Source organism: Mesorhizobium sp. M0663, from assembly GCF_040320585.1.
Lineage (GTDB): Bacteria > Pseudomonadota > Alphaproteobacteria > Rhizobiales > Rhizobiaceae > Mesorhizobium.
The window spans coordinates 506,967-521,038 of the sequence record NZ_JAMYPX010000003.1 but is presented as its reverse complement, the minus strand read 5'-3'; the positions used below and the strand labels follow the sequence as shown (position 1 = coordinate 521,038).

Genomic DNA, 14,072 nt, shown 5'->3' with positions numbered 1-14,072 from the left:
CAAGGAGGACGAAAGTTGCTCTTGTCGGCGTGCAGCGCCAGGGAGGAACTGAGGCCTTAACGCGAGACGGCGAAGAGCGCTAAGCCTTCAGCACCGAGACGGCCAATTCGCTGTTGTGGACGTATTCGTTGGCGTCAGGCTGCTTCTGCACGAGCAGGATGAACAGCAGGTCGGTCAGCGTCAGTTGTGCATCACGCGCAGTTATCGATGACGAGCGCGCGCGCTCTTCATCGGCGATCGTGTGGAGGCGAATGTCGGCAACCCGGCTCAGCGGATTGTCGCGAAGTCCGGTGACGGCGATAACGGTGGTGCCACGTTTGCGGGCAAGTTCAGCTATCCGCAGGGTTTCGATGCTCGCCCCGGAATAGGAGAGCGCGAACAGCACGTCACCTCGTCCAAGCGTCGAGACATTGGCCATTTGCACATGGCTGTCGCTGTCGTGCAGCACGTTGCGGCCGAGCTTCATCAGCTTGTAGGAAAAATCGCGCGCCACCAGCGAGGATGCGCCGACGCCGGCCAAATGAATGCGGCGCGCACCGTTCAACGCTTCGAGGGCCTTGCCGATTTCCTGCTCGGTGTTGGCGGCGACGGTCTGTTGCATCGACAAGAGCTTGCTGCCGATCAGCTTGCGCAAGATGACCAGATAGCTGTCGTCGACCTCGATCGAACCGTGGATCATGCCGGCCGACACGTGCCATTCCTGCGACTTGGCCTCACTGACGGCGAGCTTAAGCTCCTGATAGCTGGAATAGCCGAGCTTCTGGCTGAACTTGACGACGCTCGACTGGCTGCGGCCGATCTCGGCGGCAAGCGCCGCCGTCGACAGGCGGAGCATCTGGTCGGGATTATCGACGATATACCGACCGATCTCGCGGTCGCCGGGCGCCATGACTTCGAGCTTGGCCTCGATCTTCTTCAGGACGGACATGCGTTCCTCCATTGCCTGTCATCGACAATGCCAAGCCAAGGAATAAATTATTCCGTCTCTGATTGACAGCCAAGAATGAACCATCAAATCTCGACTGGTGCGGTTGCGGCCCAGCCTTCGGGCATGTCGACGATTCGGACATGAAAGATCGTAGACTCGCCGACAGCTCGGGATTAGGTCAGAGCCATGGACAAATTGCGGATCGTCGGCGGGCACAGGCTTGAGGGCGCGGTGACGATCTCCGGCGCCAAGAACGCGGCCTTGCCGCAAATAGCGGCGGCGTTGCTCAGCCCCTATCCGCTGCAGCTGACCAACCTGCCTGAGGTGACGGATGTCGACAACATGCTTAGCGTCGTCGGCCTTCATGGGGCCGAAGTCACCAGATCGGAGCATGCCGCCACAATCGATACCAGTGCTGCCGCTTCCAGGGAGACAAGCTACGATACCGTCAGGCGCATGCGCGCGACGGTGCTGGTTCTCGGTCCACTGCTTGCCCGCTTCGGCCATGCCCGGGTCTCGCTGCCTGGCGGCTGCGCGATCGGCGCACGGCCGGTCGACATGCATGTCGCCGCACTTGCCGCACTTGGCGCCGATATCGCGATCGAAAACGGACTGATCGTCGCGTCTGCGCCAGGCGGACTGAAAGGCGCGCGCATCGTTTTGAGCTCGCCGTCGGTCGGCGCGACCGAAACGGCGATGATGGCGGCGACGACGGCAAACGGCGAGACCGAGATCCTCAACGCGGCCCGCGAGCCGGAGGTGGCCGATCTTGCCGCCTGCCTGGACGACATGGGCGCGCGGATCGAGGGCGCCGGCACGCACCGCATCCTGATCGGGGGCAGCACAGACTGGCGCGCCGCCACGCACGACATCATCCCGGACCGGATAGAGGCCGGCACCTATGCCGTCGCAGCGGCCATCACCGGCGGTCAGCTCGAGCTGACCCACGCACGGCTCGAGCACATGGCATCCATCGTCCAGCTGCTCGAAGCAGCCGGTGTGAAAATATGGCCGGGCGACCGCGGGCTGATCATATCGAGAGACGGGCCGCTCAAGGCGGTCGACGTGACGACGGAGCCCTATCCGGGCTTTCCGACCGATCTCCAGGCGCAGTTCATGGCGTTGATGTGCTGTGCCGAGGGCGCTTCGCTGTTGCGCGAGACGATCTTCGAGAACCGCTTCATGCATGTGCCTGAACTGATGCGGCTCGGCGCCAATATCAAGCTGCAAGGCACCATGGCGCTGGTGCGCGGAGGCGAGAAGCTGAAGGGCGCGCAAGTGATGGCGACCGACCTGCGCGCCTCCGTCTCGCTGGTGCTAGCAGCGCTGGTGTCGGAGGGCGAGACGACGATCAATCGCGTCTATCATCTCGACCGCGGGTACGAGCAGTTGGACCGCAAGCTCCGGCTGTGCGGCGCCCAGATCGAACGAATAAGGCAATGAGTGCCGGTGGGGCGTCTCCGCATTATTTCCTGGGCGTCGATGGCGGCGGAACCGGCTGCCGGGCGCGTATCGAAGACGAGGCAGGAATCGTGCTCGGGCAAGGCCTGTCGGGCCCGGCGACAACGCGACTCGGTATAGAGGTGGCCTGGGCCTCGATTGCCAAAGCCTTTGGCGCGGCGATCGAAGAGGCAGGGTTCGCGGCGGCGGAAATCGCCAGGATCCGGGTGGGTATCGGTGTTGCCGGCATCGGCCGTAAGGGTGCGCTCGAGGCGTTTCATGGCATCGATCAACCCTTTGCGAGCATCGACTTCGTCAGCGACGGCGTCGCGGCTTGCCTTGGCGCGCATTCGGGTCAAGACGGCGCCATCGTCATAGCCGGGACCGGTTCGATCGGGCTCGGCTTTGTCGAAGGGCGCGACCTGCGCGTCGGCGGCTACGGTTTTCCGATTTCCGACGAGGGCAGCGGCGCCGATCTCGGACTGAAGGCAGTGCAGTTCGCCTTGCGAGCCCATGACGGTCGGCATGAGCGGACGGCGCTGCTGGCCGAGGTGATGCAGCGCTTCAAGGACGATCCGTTCGAGGCGGTGGCCTGGATGGACCGCGCCAGCGCGACGGACTATGCCGCCATGGCGCCGATGGTGATCCGCCATGCCGACCAGGGCGATCCGGCCGGTCGGCGGATCGTGCAAGGCGCTGCCGAGCAGATCGACACCTTCGTGCGGGTGCTGTTCGAAAAAGGCGCGCCGCGGGTTACGTTGCTCGGAGGGTTGTCCAGCCCGCTTGAGCCATGGCTCGCTCCCGACGTCCGCCGACGGCTGAAGCCGGCCGACGGCGATGCGGTTTCGGGAGCCATAATCCTGGCCAGAAAATCCCTCTGCCGCCAGTGATGCCTTGCTCGGCAAGGAATATAATATTCCTACTTTCCGTTGACAGAGAGAATATCGAATTCTAAAAAGTTAACGAAACAGAACCGGCGCAGCCGGTACGGAGCCGACGGCCAGGTGCAGGCACTGGACGCCGCTTGCCGCGGGCATCAAAGTCCTGCTCGCAGTCGCACTTGAAAGTATGCGAAGTGGTCGAACAAGGGTTGATGTCGGAGCTGGAGCGGCTGGTTTCCGAGGACCGGAACCCGAAAACCATGGACATCGATCTGTTGCCGACCCTCGAGGTGCTGCGCAAGATCAATGACGAGGACAAAGGCGTTGCGGCAGCCGTCGAGAAGGTCATCCCCGATATTGCTGCGGCCGTGGACCGGATCGTGAGCGCGTTCCAGAACGGTGCACGCCTTGTCTATATGGGGGCTGGCACCAGCGGCCGGCTCGGCGTCCTCGACGCCTCGGAATGTCCGCCGACCTTCGGCGTACCCGAGGACATGGTGGTGGGCCTGATCGCCGGCGGCGTCGACGCGCTGGTGCACTCTGCGGAAGGCGCCGAGGACGATCCGAAACAGGGAATAAAGGCGCTGCAGGCCATCAAGCTGACCGCTGGCGACGTGGTGGTCGGCATCGCTGTCAGCGGACGCACACCTTATGTGATCGGTGGCCTGACCTATGCCAAGGAAGTGGGAGCCACCACCGTGGCGTTGTCCTGCAATCCTCGATCGACCATTGCCGGCATTGCCGATATTGGCATCTCTCCGGTGGTTGGCCCGGAGGTCCTCACCGGCTCGACCCGGCTGAAATCGGGAACCGCGCAAAAGCTGGTGCTCAATATGCTGTCTACCGCCAGCATGATCCGCATCGGCAAGAGCTATCAGAACCTGATGGTTGACCTCAATCCAAGCAACAAGAAGCTTGTCGCAAGGGCGGTCAGGATCGTGATGCAGACGACCGGCTGCGCGGCACAGCAGGCACGACAGGCACTCGACCAGACCGGCAATGATGTAAAACTGGCAATCCTGGTGACGATCACCGGCATGGGTGTCGAAGAAGCACGTAAGGCGCTTGCCAACGCGGGAGGTTTCCTGCGCAAGGCGATAGGCGAAAAGACGGTGTAAGACCGCATGGATACTGGGCCGATGTTCCGGGGCGTGTGTCCCTTTGAAGCGGTCCGGGGAACTGCAAGGCATCTGGTTTAACAATAATGGGAGACGACAATGGTACGGCACATTGGCAAGAAACTGCTTACCGGCATGACGCTCGCGGCAATGGTTGCCATCGCCGCGCTACCGGTGCAGGCGAGTGCGGCGACGCTGCATATGGCGTGGTCGCAGGACGCCACCGGTCTTGATCCGCACAAGCAGACGGCATTCTCCTCACTGCGGCTGCTGGAGCTGATCTACGAACCGCTGGTGCGGCTCGACGCAAACCTGCAAATCACGCCCGCGATTGCCGATTCATGGCAGTTCTCGACGGACGGCAAGGAGTTGAGCTTCAAGCTCAATCTGAAAGCAAAATTCCAGAACGGCGCCGCCGTAACCTCGGCCGACGTCAAGGCATCGTTCGAGCGCATACTTGACGAGAAGACGGGTGCTGCGGCGCGCGCCAACTTTCTCTCGATCGCCAGCATCGACACGCCCGATCCCGCCACCGTCGTGTTCCACCTCTCGCAGCCGGACGTGCCGATCCTGACGGCGATGAGCGACGTCAATGCGGCGATCGTCCCGGCAAGCGAAATCGCGGCCGGCTCGATCGGCACGACAACGATCGGCTCGGGTCCGTTCAAGCTCGAAAAATGGGATCCGAATTCCAAGGAAGTGCTTGTCGCCAACAAGGACTGGGCAGGCGGCGCGACCGGCGTCGACGGCATCGATATCAGCGTGCTGCCGGACGAGACGGCGATCCTGGCGGCGATGCGCACCAAGCAGATCGATTTTGCCCTGCTCAACGATCCGCTTGTCGCCACGCTGGTGCCCAAGGAAGCCAGCCTGCAGTTGAACCGCGTGCCGGTGCTTGCCTATCACGTGCTGCAGCTCAATCCCTCCCGCAAGCCGATGACCGAACTCAAGGTGCGTCAGGCGATTTCCTGCGCCATCGACCGGCAGGAAGTGCTGGACACCGCCTCGCTCGGCGAAGGCAAGGTCACCGGCCCGCTGACCATCCCGGCACTGGCGACCGATCCGAAGCAGTTGTTCTGCTATAAGCGCGACATTGAGAAGGCCAAGCAGTTGATGGCCGAAGCCGGCTATGCCGACGGCTTTTCGGCGACCGTGATCGGCGCCACCGGCGAGCCGCCGACGGCAGCGGCGGAAGCCCAGGTCATCCAGTCGCAGCTCGCAGAAATCGGCGTCAAGCTCGACATCAAGATGATGGAGCTCAACGTCTATGTCGACGCCTGGCTGAAGGGCGATTTCGACATGGCCGTCGCGCTGAACGGCGGCAGGGCCGATCCCTACACTATGTACAACCGCTACTGGACCAAGACGGGCAATCTGCAGAAGGTGGCGAACTATATCGACGACACGCTGGACAGTCTTATGCAGAAGGGCCGCACCGAGACCGACCCGGCAGCGCGCAAAGCGATCTTCGCCGACTTCGAGAAGCACATCACTGAGATGTCGCCCTGGATCTGGCTCTACACGTCCTACAGCTACACGGCACAGCAGAAGAATATCGCAGGATTCGAACCGGTGCCGACAGGCTCGCTGTTCAGCCTCGCCAAGGTGACGATCCAGTAGCTGCTTTGATGCCGGACGAGAGGATATTCTTCGCGTGAACTATCTGATGCGGCGACTGGCGACCTTCCCTCTCGTCCTGCTTGGCGTGTCCATCGTGGTGTTCCTGGCGATCCGGATGGTTCCGGGCGATTCGATCACGGCAATGCTGGGGACCGAAGCCGGCCTGCTGACGCCGCAGCAGCGCGATGCGCTTGCAGCTTATTTCGGCATCGACCAGCCCTGGTTCGTCCAATACTGGCGCTGGCTGCTTGGTCTTTTCCAAGGTAATCTCGGCATTTCGTCCACCTATGGCAGGCCGGTGCTCGACGTCATCCTCGAGCGTTTCCCGCTAACGTTGGAACTCGCCCTGCTGTCGATGGTCATCGCCCTGCTTGTCGGCATGCCGGCGGGGATCTTTGCCGCCACCCATAACGAAAAGCTGTCCGACCTCGGCGTGCGCGTTGTCGCAATGATCGGGCAGTCGACGCCGAACTTCGTCCTTGCCCTGCTGATCATCTACACGCTGTCGGCGGGGTTTGGCGTTTTGCCGGCGATGGGCGAGTTTTCGCCGCTGTGGCAGGATCCGCTGCGCAATCTCGGCCAGCTGTTGCTGCCTGCGGTCACGCTTGGATTTGCCTTCGCGGCTTCGGTGACCCGCATATCGCGTTCGGCGATGCTCGATGTGCTCAGCGACGACTATGTCAGGACGGCGCGCAGCAAGGGCGTTTCGGCGCGCGGCGTCATCTGGCGGCATGCCTTGCCCAACGCGCTCATCCCGGTCGTGACGCTGAGCGGCATAGAGTTCGGCTACCTCCTGGGCGGAGCTGTCATCGTCGAGCAGATCTATGCGCTGCCCGGTCTCGGCCGCATGGTGCTGGATGCCATCCTGCAGCGCGACTACGCGCTGGTGCAGGGAAGCGTGCTGTTCATCGCCTTCAACTTCATGATCGTCAATCTCCTCGTCGACCTCGCCTATGTCGCGCTCGACCCGCGTATCCGGCTAAGCGAGCACTGATGGCGACATTGCGGGCTATATTTGCGCATCCCAGCGGCCGCATCGGCGGTGCGATCGTTGCGCTTTATCTGCTGCTTGCCGTGCTTGGCATGCTGGGGCTGACGCCGCACAATCCGCTGACGCAGCACCGGGTCGAACGGCTGCATGTGCCTGATAGCACCTACTGGATGGGCACGGACCTATTCGGCCGCGATGTCGCAAGCCGGCTGATGACCGGGATCGGCCAGTCCTTCATCGTGGCCTTCTTTTCGGTCGCCGTCGCGACACTGGCCGGCACCGTGCTCGGGCTGGCGGCAGCCTGGTTCGGGCGCCGCTGGGACGGCCTAGTGATGCGCATCATGGACGTTGTGCTGGCGTTCCCGGCGATCCTGCTGGCGCTGCTGATCGTCGCGGTTGCGGGACCGGGAACCTTGACCAGCGTCATTGCCATCGCCATCGTCTACACACCGATCTTCACGCGCGTCGTGCGAGGTCCGGCTCTGTCGCTCAAGGCGCGCGAGTTCGTCGACGCGGCCCGCACGTTCGGCAGCAGTGCGGGCTATATCGTAACACGGCATCTGCTGCTCAATCTGGTGGCGCCACTGACGGTTCAGGTGACGCTGGCGCTGGCCTGGGCACTGCTGACCGAAGCCGGCTTAAGCTTCCTCGGACTCGGCACGCAGCCGCCCGCCGCGTCGCTCGGCCTGATGCTGAGCGACAGCCGCAATCTGATGGAGACAGCTCCCTGGCTGATGATCTTCCCGGGCGTGGCGATCATGATCGGCATCCTCGGTTTCAACCTGCTCGGCGATGCGTTGCGCGATGTCCTCGACCCGAAGATGCGGAGATCGATCGCATGATCCCGCTGCTGTCCGTCAGCGGATTGCGCGTCGGCTTCGGTCGCAACCCGCAAGCCAATGAGGTCGTGCGCGGCGTCAGCTTCGATCTCGCCGACGGCGAAACGCTGGCCATCGTCGGCGAAAGCGGCTCGGGCAAATCGGTTACGGCGCTGTCGATCAATCGCCTTGTCGATTATGGCGGCGGCCGCATCACCGGCGGGTCGATCAAGCTGAGGCGGGCCGACGGCAGCACCTTCGACCTGACCGCCGCAGCCGAGCCGCAATTGACGAAGATCCGCGGCGGCGAAATCGGCATGATCTTCCAGGAGCCGATGAGCTCGCTCAATCCGGTGCTGACCATTGGCTGGCAGATCGAGGAATCATTTCGCCTGCATCGCGGCCTGACCGGACGACAAGCAACGGCGGCGGCCAAGGACGCGCTCGACCGCGTCCGTATTCCGGACGCAGCGAGGCGGTTGAAATACACGCCCAACCAGCTGTCGGGCGGCATGCTGCAGCGGGTGATGATCGCCATGGCGATTGCGTGCAACCCGCGCCTGCTCATTGCCGACGAGCCAACGACGGCGCTGGATGTTACGGTGCAGGCGCAGATCATGGCGCTGCTCGCCGAATTGAAACAGGAAACCGGGATGTCGATGATCTTCATCACCCACGACATCGGTCTGGTTGCAGGCATCGCCGACAAGGTGATGGTGATGCAAGGCGGAGAAGCTGTCGAGCAGGGCGCATTGAACCAGATATTGGACGATCCGCAGCATCCCTATACGCGGCATCTGCTACATGCGGTTCCGCATTTCGCCGGCGGCAGCGCGACACGCAGGGACGCGCAACGCGAAAAGCAAAAAGCTGCCGAGCCGGCGCTGAAGGTCGATGGCCTCGTAGTGCGATTTCCGGTCAAGGGTGGGTTTTTCAGCCGCGCCAGCGGTGCCGTGCACGCGGTGGACGGTGTGGATTTCGAGCTAATGCCGGGCGAGACATTGGCGGTCGTCGGCGAGAGCGGTTCCGGAAAGTCCACCACCGCCCGCGCGATTCTGGGGCTGGTGCGCTCGACGCGCGGCACAATCTCGGCCAGCGCGCGCAAGGCCGCCGCCGGGCAGAGCGCCCTTCCCGTGCAGATGGTGTTCCAGAATCCCTATGGCTCGCTCAATCCCAGACTCACCGTCGAAAACCTCCTCGCAGAGCCGGTGATCGCTACCGGCGGACGGATAACTGCTGAAACGCGAGCGAAAATGGCCGCGCTGCTGAAACGCGTCGGCCTTCCGGAAAACAGCCTGCAGCGCTATCCGCACGAATTCTCCGGCGGCCAGCGGCAACGCCTGTGCATCGCTCGCGCGCTGATGCTCAATCCTTCGGTTATCGTCCTCGACGAAGCGGTTTCGGCGCTCGATGTGTCGGTGCAGGCCAGGGTGCTGGAGCTTTTGGTCGAGCTGCAGCGTGAATTCGGGCTGGCCTATCTGTTCATCTCGCATGACATGGCTGTCGTCGAGCGGATCGCCCATCGCATCGCGGTCATCTATGCCGGCCAGATTGTCGAGATCGGCGATGCCAGATCGGTGCTCTCGGAGCCGAAGCACTCCTATACCAAACAGCTTATCGCGGCAGTTCCTACTATAGACCGGCGGCATGAACGTTTCGAGCTGGACACGCGCCAGGTCCCCTCGCTCGTGCGTCCGCTGGGGTTTGAGCCGGGCCCGGCCAATTGGCAGCAATTCGGGCCGGATCATAGAGCACGGGTGGAAGTGTGATGATTGTCGCCCAAGAATATGAAAGGCCGGAGGGACAGCCCCATCGCTGCCTTCCGAACGGAGGCGTAGTTGATCGACCATGATCTCTTCTCCCGCGCATTCGCCCCGCTCGAAGCGGCCGTGGCCGCATCGCGCATTCCGGGCGGCGTGCTCGGCATAGTTGACGGGGACGGCGAACGCATCGTCCGGGCAATCGGCTCAGCCCAAGTCGTGCCCAAGATACGGCCGATGCATGTCGGGACATGGTTCGACCTGGCATCCCTGACCAAAGTCATCTTCACCACGTCGCGTATCCTGGCACTGGCGGAAGAAGGCGTCATCGACCTCGACGCGCCGCTGATTTCCGTCCTGCCCGACCTTCGCCAATATGACGAAAAAGCCTGGGAACGGAACGTAACGTTTCGCCAGTGTCTCGGCCATCAGACACCGTTTCCCGCCGTTGCTCCAGTCTACACCTATGGCCGAGATCCCGAGCTGCTGCGCGCCTTCATCCTGCAGCGCGAATGGCAGGCTGGCGAGCCGGTCTATTCCGATATCAACTTCATCCTGCTCGGCTTCGTCCTGGAGCGCCTGTCTGGCAAGACCATTCGCGACATAGATCCCGGTCCGGGCTTCGCGTTCTCCGCCGAACCGGATCAAGCGGCGGCGACCGAAGACTGCACATGGCGCCATCGCGTGCTCTGCGGCGAAGTCCACGACGACAATTGCTCGGCCTTGCAAGGTGCCGGTCACGCCGGCCTGTTCGGAACGGCGGCTTCGGTCCTCGACTTTGCGCAAGGGCTGCTGGACGGGACCGGCGCGTCGCAGCGTTCGATCGCGCTAATGCGCACGCCCTTGTCGGCGACCCGTACCCATGGCTGGGAGCGACCCTACGAAGGCTGGTCCGGCGGCCGGTTATGCAGCCCCGAAACCATCGGTCATACCGGCTTTACCGGTGTCGGGCTTTGGGTCGACTTCGACAAAGGCAGAGCCTGGAGCTTGCTCACCAACCGGATCCATCCGACACGTCATTTCAACAGCGGGATCGCAGCGCTTCGCCAAGCGGTCGGCGATCTCGTCAACGGAGCCCGACAACCATGATTGCGAAAAATGGCGAACCCATGTGGGCCGTCGGCCTGATGACCGGCACCGTGCTGGACGGCAATATCGATGTCGCGCTGATCAAGACCGACGGCGAACGGATTGACGACTTCGGCATCTACACGCTGGCCCCCTACCCGCAGTCGATCCGGGCCTTGCTGGAAGAGACGTTGCGCCAGGCAAGGAGCTGGAATTTCACAGGGCCGGAACCGGCAATCTTCCACGAGGCAGAGGAGGCGCTGACGCGCGCCCAATCCGCCGCGGTCAAGGATCTTGTCGAAAGTCACGGTCTGACCATGGCCGATATCGGCGTCGTCGGCTTCCATGGCCAGACCGTGCTGCACCGTGCCCCGCAGGTGGGCCGACTGGGCCAGACCCGCCAGCTCGGCGACGGCGAGCTGATGCATGCCATCCTGGGCACCAGGGTCGCCTATGACTTCCGCTCGGCCGACATGCGCGCCGGCGGCCAGGGCGCGCCGCTGTCGGCCGCCTATCACGCCGCGCTGCTGCGCGAAGCCGACGCCACCGGCGACACGGCGGTGCTCAATCTCGGCGGCGTCGCCAACATCACCTGGTGGGACGGCAAGGACAATGTTGTTGCCTTCGACACCGGGCCTGCCAACGCACCGCTGAACGACTTCATCAAATCGAAGGGTCTTGGCGAAATGGACCGCGACGGCGCCCTTGCCCGCGCCGGCACGGTCGACGAGGCACGGCTGGCCAAGCTCCTGCAGCATCCGTATTTGACCAAACCCTACCCGAAATCGCTGGACCGTTTCGATTTCGGCGCCTCGATGGCGGACGGAATAAACGCCGAGGATGGCGCAGCCCTGCTGACGGCCTTCACCGCGGCCGCCGTCGGCAAGGCGCTCGATCTTCTGCCGCGCCGGCCGAAGCGGCTGGTGGTCAGCGGTGGCGGTCGACACAACCCAACGATCATGGCCATGCTTGCCAGCCGCGCTGGCGTCGAAGCGGTTCCGGCCGAGGCGCTTGGCTGGAAGGGCGATGCGGTGGAGGCGGAGTGTTTTGCGTTCCTGGCAGTGCGCGTGCTCAGAGGCTTGCCGATCAGCTTCCCCAGTACGACCGGCGTGCCCCAGCCGATGCGCGGCGGACGCCTTGCCGGCTAACTAAGCCAACAATTTCTTCTGCAGGAAGATACGGCTGCGGCCAATGGGGAAATCGGCGAGCACGCCGAAGGGCTGATAGCCCTGGCGCTCATAGGCCTTGGCGGCCTTGGGATTGAACGTGTCGATCCAGGCGCCGTGACAGTCGCGCGCGATCGCCTCCCTCTCGGCCGCCTCGAGCATCCTGCCGGCCATGCGGTGACCGCGCAGTTTTTCATCGACCCAGAGCCATTGCACATAGAGCCAGCCCCAGGCTGTATATCCCGAGATGCCGGCGACAATAGCGCCATGCTCATCGCGCACGAACACGGCCAATGCCTTCCTGCCGGAGGCGCCGACATCACTGTCGTTGAACGCCGCAAGCCGCTCTCCGAGAAAAGCCAGCTCGTGCGGCAAGGGATCGGCGGTTGTCTCAAGCGTTGTATTGTCCATCCACCAAGCATCTATCGAAGGACGGGACCGAGAAGCAAGCCTTGCTGCGCTATAGCTATAGCTTCGGCGAACGCCACGCCGCTGCCGCAGCAGCGATTAGCATGAGCAAAGCTGCAATCACCGCCGATGCTGCAAAACCGAACGTGGAATAGAGCGGTCCGAACGCCGTGGTGCCTACGAACACCGCAAGATAGGTCACCGCGCTGTTCAAACCCATGATCGTGCCGCGACGCGCAGGGTCGAGCGCCGACAGGCGCATCACCAGGACGTTCAGCCCGAAATGATTGGCAAGGCCCCAGAGGGCTATCACCGCTATGGTCAGATGAAAACTACTGCTTGCCGCGGCAATCACTACATAGACGACCGCGACAAGCAGATAGGCAAATGGCATGACACGCCGCGCGCCTAAGCGGTCGATAACGCCGTCAAGAAGTGCCGCCGCGCCGAAGCCGGCGCCATAGGCGAGCGCGGCAAGCCCATTGGCACTGACCGGCCGTCCCAAGCCGTTGTGAAGGTGATCGCCAAGATAGCCGTAGATGCCGTAGAACGCGGTCATGAAGGCGGCGCAGGCAACCAGAAGCGGCACGATGCCCGGAACGCTCAAGGCGCCCAGCGGCGTCGGCGCCGGACCGCTCTTCCTGACATCGCTGAGCGACGTCAGAGACAGGCTGGCCAATGCGAGTGCTGCGAGCACCGCGACCGCCGCGAAAACGGCGCGCCAATGTACCAGATCGGCAAGTACGGCCGACAGCGAAACGCCGGCGACCATGCTCAGCGTCCAGCCGGTCAGCACGACGCCTATGGTGCCGCTTTCGCGGCCGGGCGGTGCAATCGCGGCGGAGCTGGCATAGATTGCCGGCATGGCGACACCTGCAGCGATGCCGGCGAGAAGCTGGGCCGCGACCAGCGCCGTCACGGTCGGCGCAGCGGCGCTGGCGACGAGCGCTATCGCCAGCAGCAGCAACGCCCCTTGCAGCATGCGGCGGGCGCCAAGCCGATCGATATAGCGCGCCAGGAACAAGGCGCTTGCCGACGTCCCGAGCCCGAACGCGGCCGACGCGATCATGACCGCCGGCACGCTTGTGCCGAAGGACGCGGCCACCGCCGGCGCGATCGGACCGAGCACCAGCGAGTTCGAGCCGATCACGGCAATGCACCCCGTCAGCACGTAAGCGAGTGCCGGGATTGGCGGCTTGGGGGCCGCTGCGAATGTGGCGACTTGATCAGTGTTCGACATATGGCAATAATGGCCGTATTAAATTCTGCATCAATCGGGAATTTTAATATGAATGAAGAAACAGATGGCATTCCGCAGAACAGGCCCGCCGCCCGCGATATCGATGCAACCGATCGAAAAATATTAGGCGTTCTGGTCGACGACGCCACGATCAGCTATGCCGAGCTCGGCGACCGCGTCGGCCTTTCACCGCCGGCAGCCCATGAACGCGTCAAGCGCCTCCGGCGCAGCGGCGCCATCCGCAACACCGCGGTCATCATCGATCCCAAGGCGGTGCACAAGCCGCTGCTTGCCTTTGTCCATATCGACACAAAGGGGTGGGGAAAGACGCCGGAGCTGATGGCAATCTCCGAACACCCCGAAGTCGAGGAGATCCATTCGGTGGCCGGCGACACATGCATGCTGATCAAGGTCCGCACCGAGGACACGCGGGCGCTCGAGGGCCTGCTGTCGCGCCTCTACGAAACGCCTGGCGTCACCTCGACGCGAAGCTATGTGGTCCTGTCGACCTATCTCGAGCGGCCGGTGCAGCCGGGGATAACGACGGAATGGCCGACCCCCCGGCATATGGCCAAGCCGCTTTATTAGCTCAAACGATTCTCACGCGTATCCAAAGTCGAACCGGAAACGTCTT

At 63.2% G+C, this 14,072-nt stretch carries 13 protein-coding genes; 10 read left to right on the top strand and 3 right to left on the bottom strand.

All coding sequences use genetic code 11. The features are described from left to right. Window positions 1-79: 79 nt before the first annotated feature. Window positions 80-928: a MurR/RpiR family transcriptional regulator gene (locus NKI54_RS09055; RefSeq protein ID WP_352621064.1), complete on the bottom strand. Its 849-nt coding sequence runs from the start codon at window positions 926-928 to the stop codon at window positions 80-82. A gap of 186 nt (window positions 929-1,114) precedes the next feature. Here NKI54_RS09055 and murA point away from each other — a divergent pair, with 186 nt between their 5' ends. The 9 genes from murA to NKI54_RS09010 all read left to right on the top strand — a co-directional run bounded on the left by murA (window position 1,115) and on the right by NKI54_RS09010 (window position 11,772). Next, complete coding sequence (gene murA, locus NKI54_RS09050) at window positions 1,115-2,371, top strand: UDP-N-acetylglucosamine 1-carboxyvinyltransferase (protein ID WP_352621062.1); 1,257 nt, start codon at window positions 1,115-1,117, stop codon at window positions 2,369-2,371. Further along, the gene (locus NKI54_RS09045; RefSeq protein ID WP_352621060.1) at window positions 2,368-3,258 is read left to right on the top strand and encodes a glucosamine kinase nucleotide-binding domain-containing protein; all 891 of its coding nucleotides are present in this window, start codon (window positions 2,368-2,370) and stop codon (window positions 3,256-3,258) included. The genes murA and NKI54_RS09045 overlap by 4 nt, the downstream gene beginning before the upstream one ends. A 185-nt stretch (window positions 3,259-3,443) precedes the next feature. Then, window positions 3,444-4,367 carry an N-acetylmuramic acid 6-phosphate etherase gene (gene murQ / locus NKI54_RS09040; protein ID WP_352621253.1) on the top strand — a complete coding sequence of 308 codons (924 nt, stop codon included), beginning with the start codon at window positions 3,444-3,446 and terminating at the stop codon, window positions 4,365-4,367. A gap of 99 nt (window positions 4,368-4,466) precedes the next feature. Beyond that, on the top strand, window positions 4,467-5,987 hold the full coding sequence (locus NKI54_RS09035) for an ABC transporter substrate-binding protein (RefSeq protein ID WP_352691210.1): 1,521 nt from the start codon (window positions 4,467-4,469) through the stop codon (window positions 5,985-5,987). 34 nt (window positions 5,988-6,021) lie between these two features. Then, a complete protein-coding gene (locus NKI54_RS09030; protein WP_352569322.1) occupies window positions 6,022-6,981 on the top strand; it encodes an ABC transporter permease in 960 nt (319 codons plus the stop codon). After that, window positions 6,981-7,820 (top strand): ABC transporter permease, encoded by an 840-nt coding sequence (locus tag NKI54_RS09025; RefSeq protein ID WP_352569321.1) that lies wholly within the window; start codon window positions 6,981-6,983, stop codon window positions 7,818-7,820. Before NKI54_RS09030 ends, NKI54_RS09025 begins: the two co-directional genes overlap by 1 nt. Beyond that, window positions 7,817-9,565, top strand: coding sequence for an ABC transporter ATP-binding protein (locus NKI54_RS09020; protein WP_352569320.1), 1,749 nt, complete (start codon window positions 7,817-7,819; stop codon window positions 9,563-9,565). Before NKI54_RS09025 ends, NKI54_RS09020 begins: the two co-directional genes overlap by 4 nt. A 69-nt stretch (window positions 9,566-9,634) precedes the next feature. Further along, window positions 9,635-10,645 (top strand): serine hydrolase domain-containing protein, encoded by a 1,011-nt coding sequence (locus tag NKI54_RS09015; RefSeq protein ID WP_352691207.1) that lies wholly within the window; start codon window positions 9,635-9,637, stop codon window positions 10,643-10,645. Beyond that, on the top strand, window positions 10,642-11,772 hold the full coding sequence (locus NKI54_RS09010) for an anhydro-N-acetylmuramic acid kinase (RefSeq protein WP_352691205.1): 1,131 nt from the start codon (window positions 10,642-10,644) through the stop codon (window positions 11,770-11,772). Before NKI54_RS09015 ends, NKI54_RS09010 begins: the two co-directional genes overlap by 4 nt. Here NKI54_RS09010 and NKI54_RS09005 read toward each other — a convergent pair whose 3' ends face one another. After that, window positions 11,773-12,201: a GNAT family N-acetyltransferase gene (locus tag NKI54_RS09005; RefSeq protein ID WP_352590313.1), complete on the bottom strand. Its 429-nt coding sequence runs from the start codon at window positions 12,199-12,201 to the stop codon at window positions 11,773-11,775. Window positions 12,202-12,256: 55 nt separating this feature from the next. Further along, window positions 12,257-13,438: an MFS transporter gene (locus tag NKI54_RS09000; protein WP_352569316.1), complete on the bottom strand. Its 1,182-nt coding sequence runs from the start codon at window positions 13,436-13,438 to the stop codon at window positions 12,257-12,259. A 48-nt stretch (window positions 13,439-13,486) separates the two neighbouring features. On the opposite strand from NKI54_RS09000, the gene NKI54_RS08995 reads away from it, so the two are divergent. Beyond that, window positions 13,487-14,026 (top strand): Lrp/AsnC family transcriptional regulator, encoded by a 540-nt coding sequence (locus NKI54_RS08995; protein WP_352455265.1) that lies wholly within the window; start codon window positions 13,487-13,489, stop codon window positions 14,024-14,026. Window positions 14,027-14,072: the final 46 nt, after the last annotated feature.

Coding starts and splice junctions, on each gene's coding strand:
- NKI54_RS09055 (WP_352621064.1), bottom strand. CDS start 928: ATGTCCGTCCTGAAGAAGATCGAGGCCAAGCTCGAAGTCATGGCGCCC.
- murA (WP_352621062.1), top strand. CDS start 1,115: ATGGACAAATTGCGGATCGTCGGCGGGCACAGGCTTGAGGGCGCGGTG.
- NKI54_RS09045 (WP_352621060.1), top strand. CDS start 2,368: ATGAGTGCCGGTGGGGCGTCTCCGCATTATTTCCTGGGCGTCGATGGC.
- NKI54_RS09035 (WP_352691210.1), top strand. CDS start 4,467: ATGGTACGGCACATTGGCAAGAAACTGCTTACCGGCATGACGCTCGCG.
- NKI54_RS09025 (WP_352569321.1), top strand. CDS start 6,981: ATGGCGACATTGCGGGCTATATTTGCGCATCCCAGCGGCCGCATCGGC.
- NKI54_RS09020 (WP_352569320.1), top strand. CDS start 7,817: ATGATCCCGCTGCTGTCCGTCAGCGGATTGCGCGTCGGCTTCGGTCGC.
- NKI54_RS09010 (WP_352691205.1), top strand. CDS start 10,642: ATGATTGCGAAAAATGGCGAACCCATGTGGGCCGTCGGCCTGATGACC.
- NKI54_RS09005 (WP_352590313.1), bottom strand. CDS start 12,201: ATGGACAATACAACGCTTGAGACAACCGCCGATCCCTTGCCGCACGAG.
- NKI54_RS09000 (WP_352569316.1), bottom strand. CDS start 13,438: ATGTCGAACACTGATCAAGTCGCCACATTCGCAGCGGCCCCCAAGCCG.
- NKI54_RS08995 (WP_352455265.1), top strand. CDS start 13,487: ATGAATGAAGAAACAGATGGCATTCCGCAGAACAGGCCCGCCGCCCGC.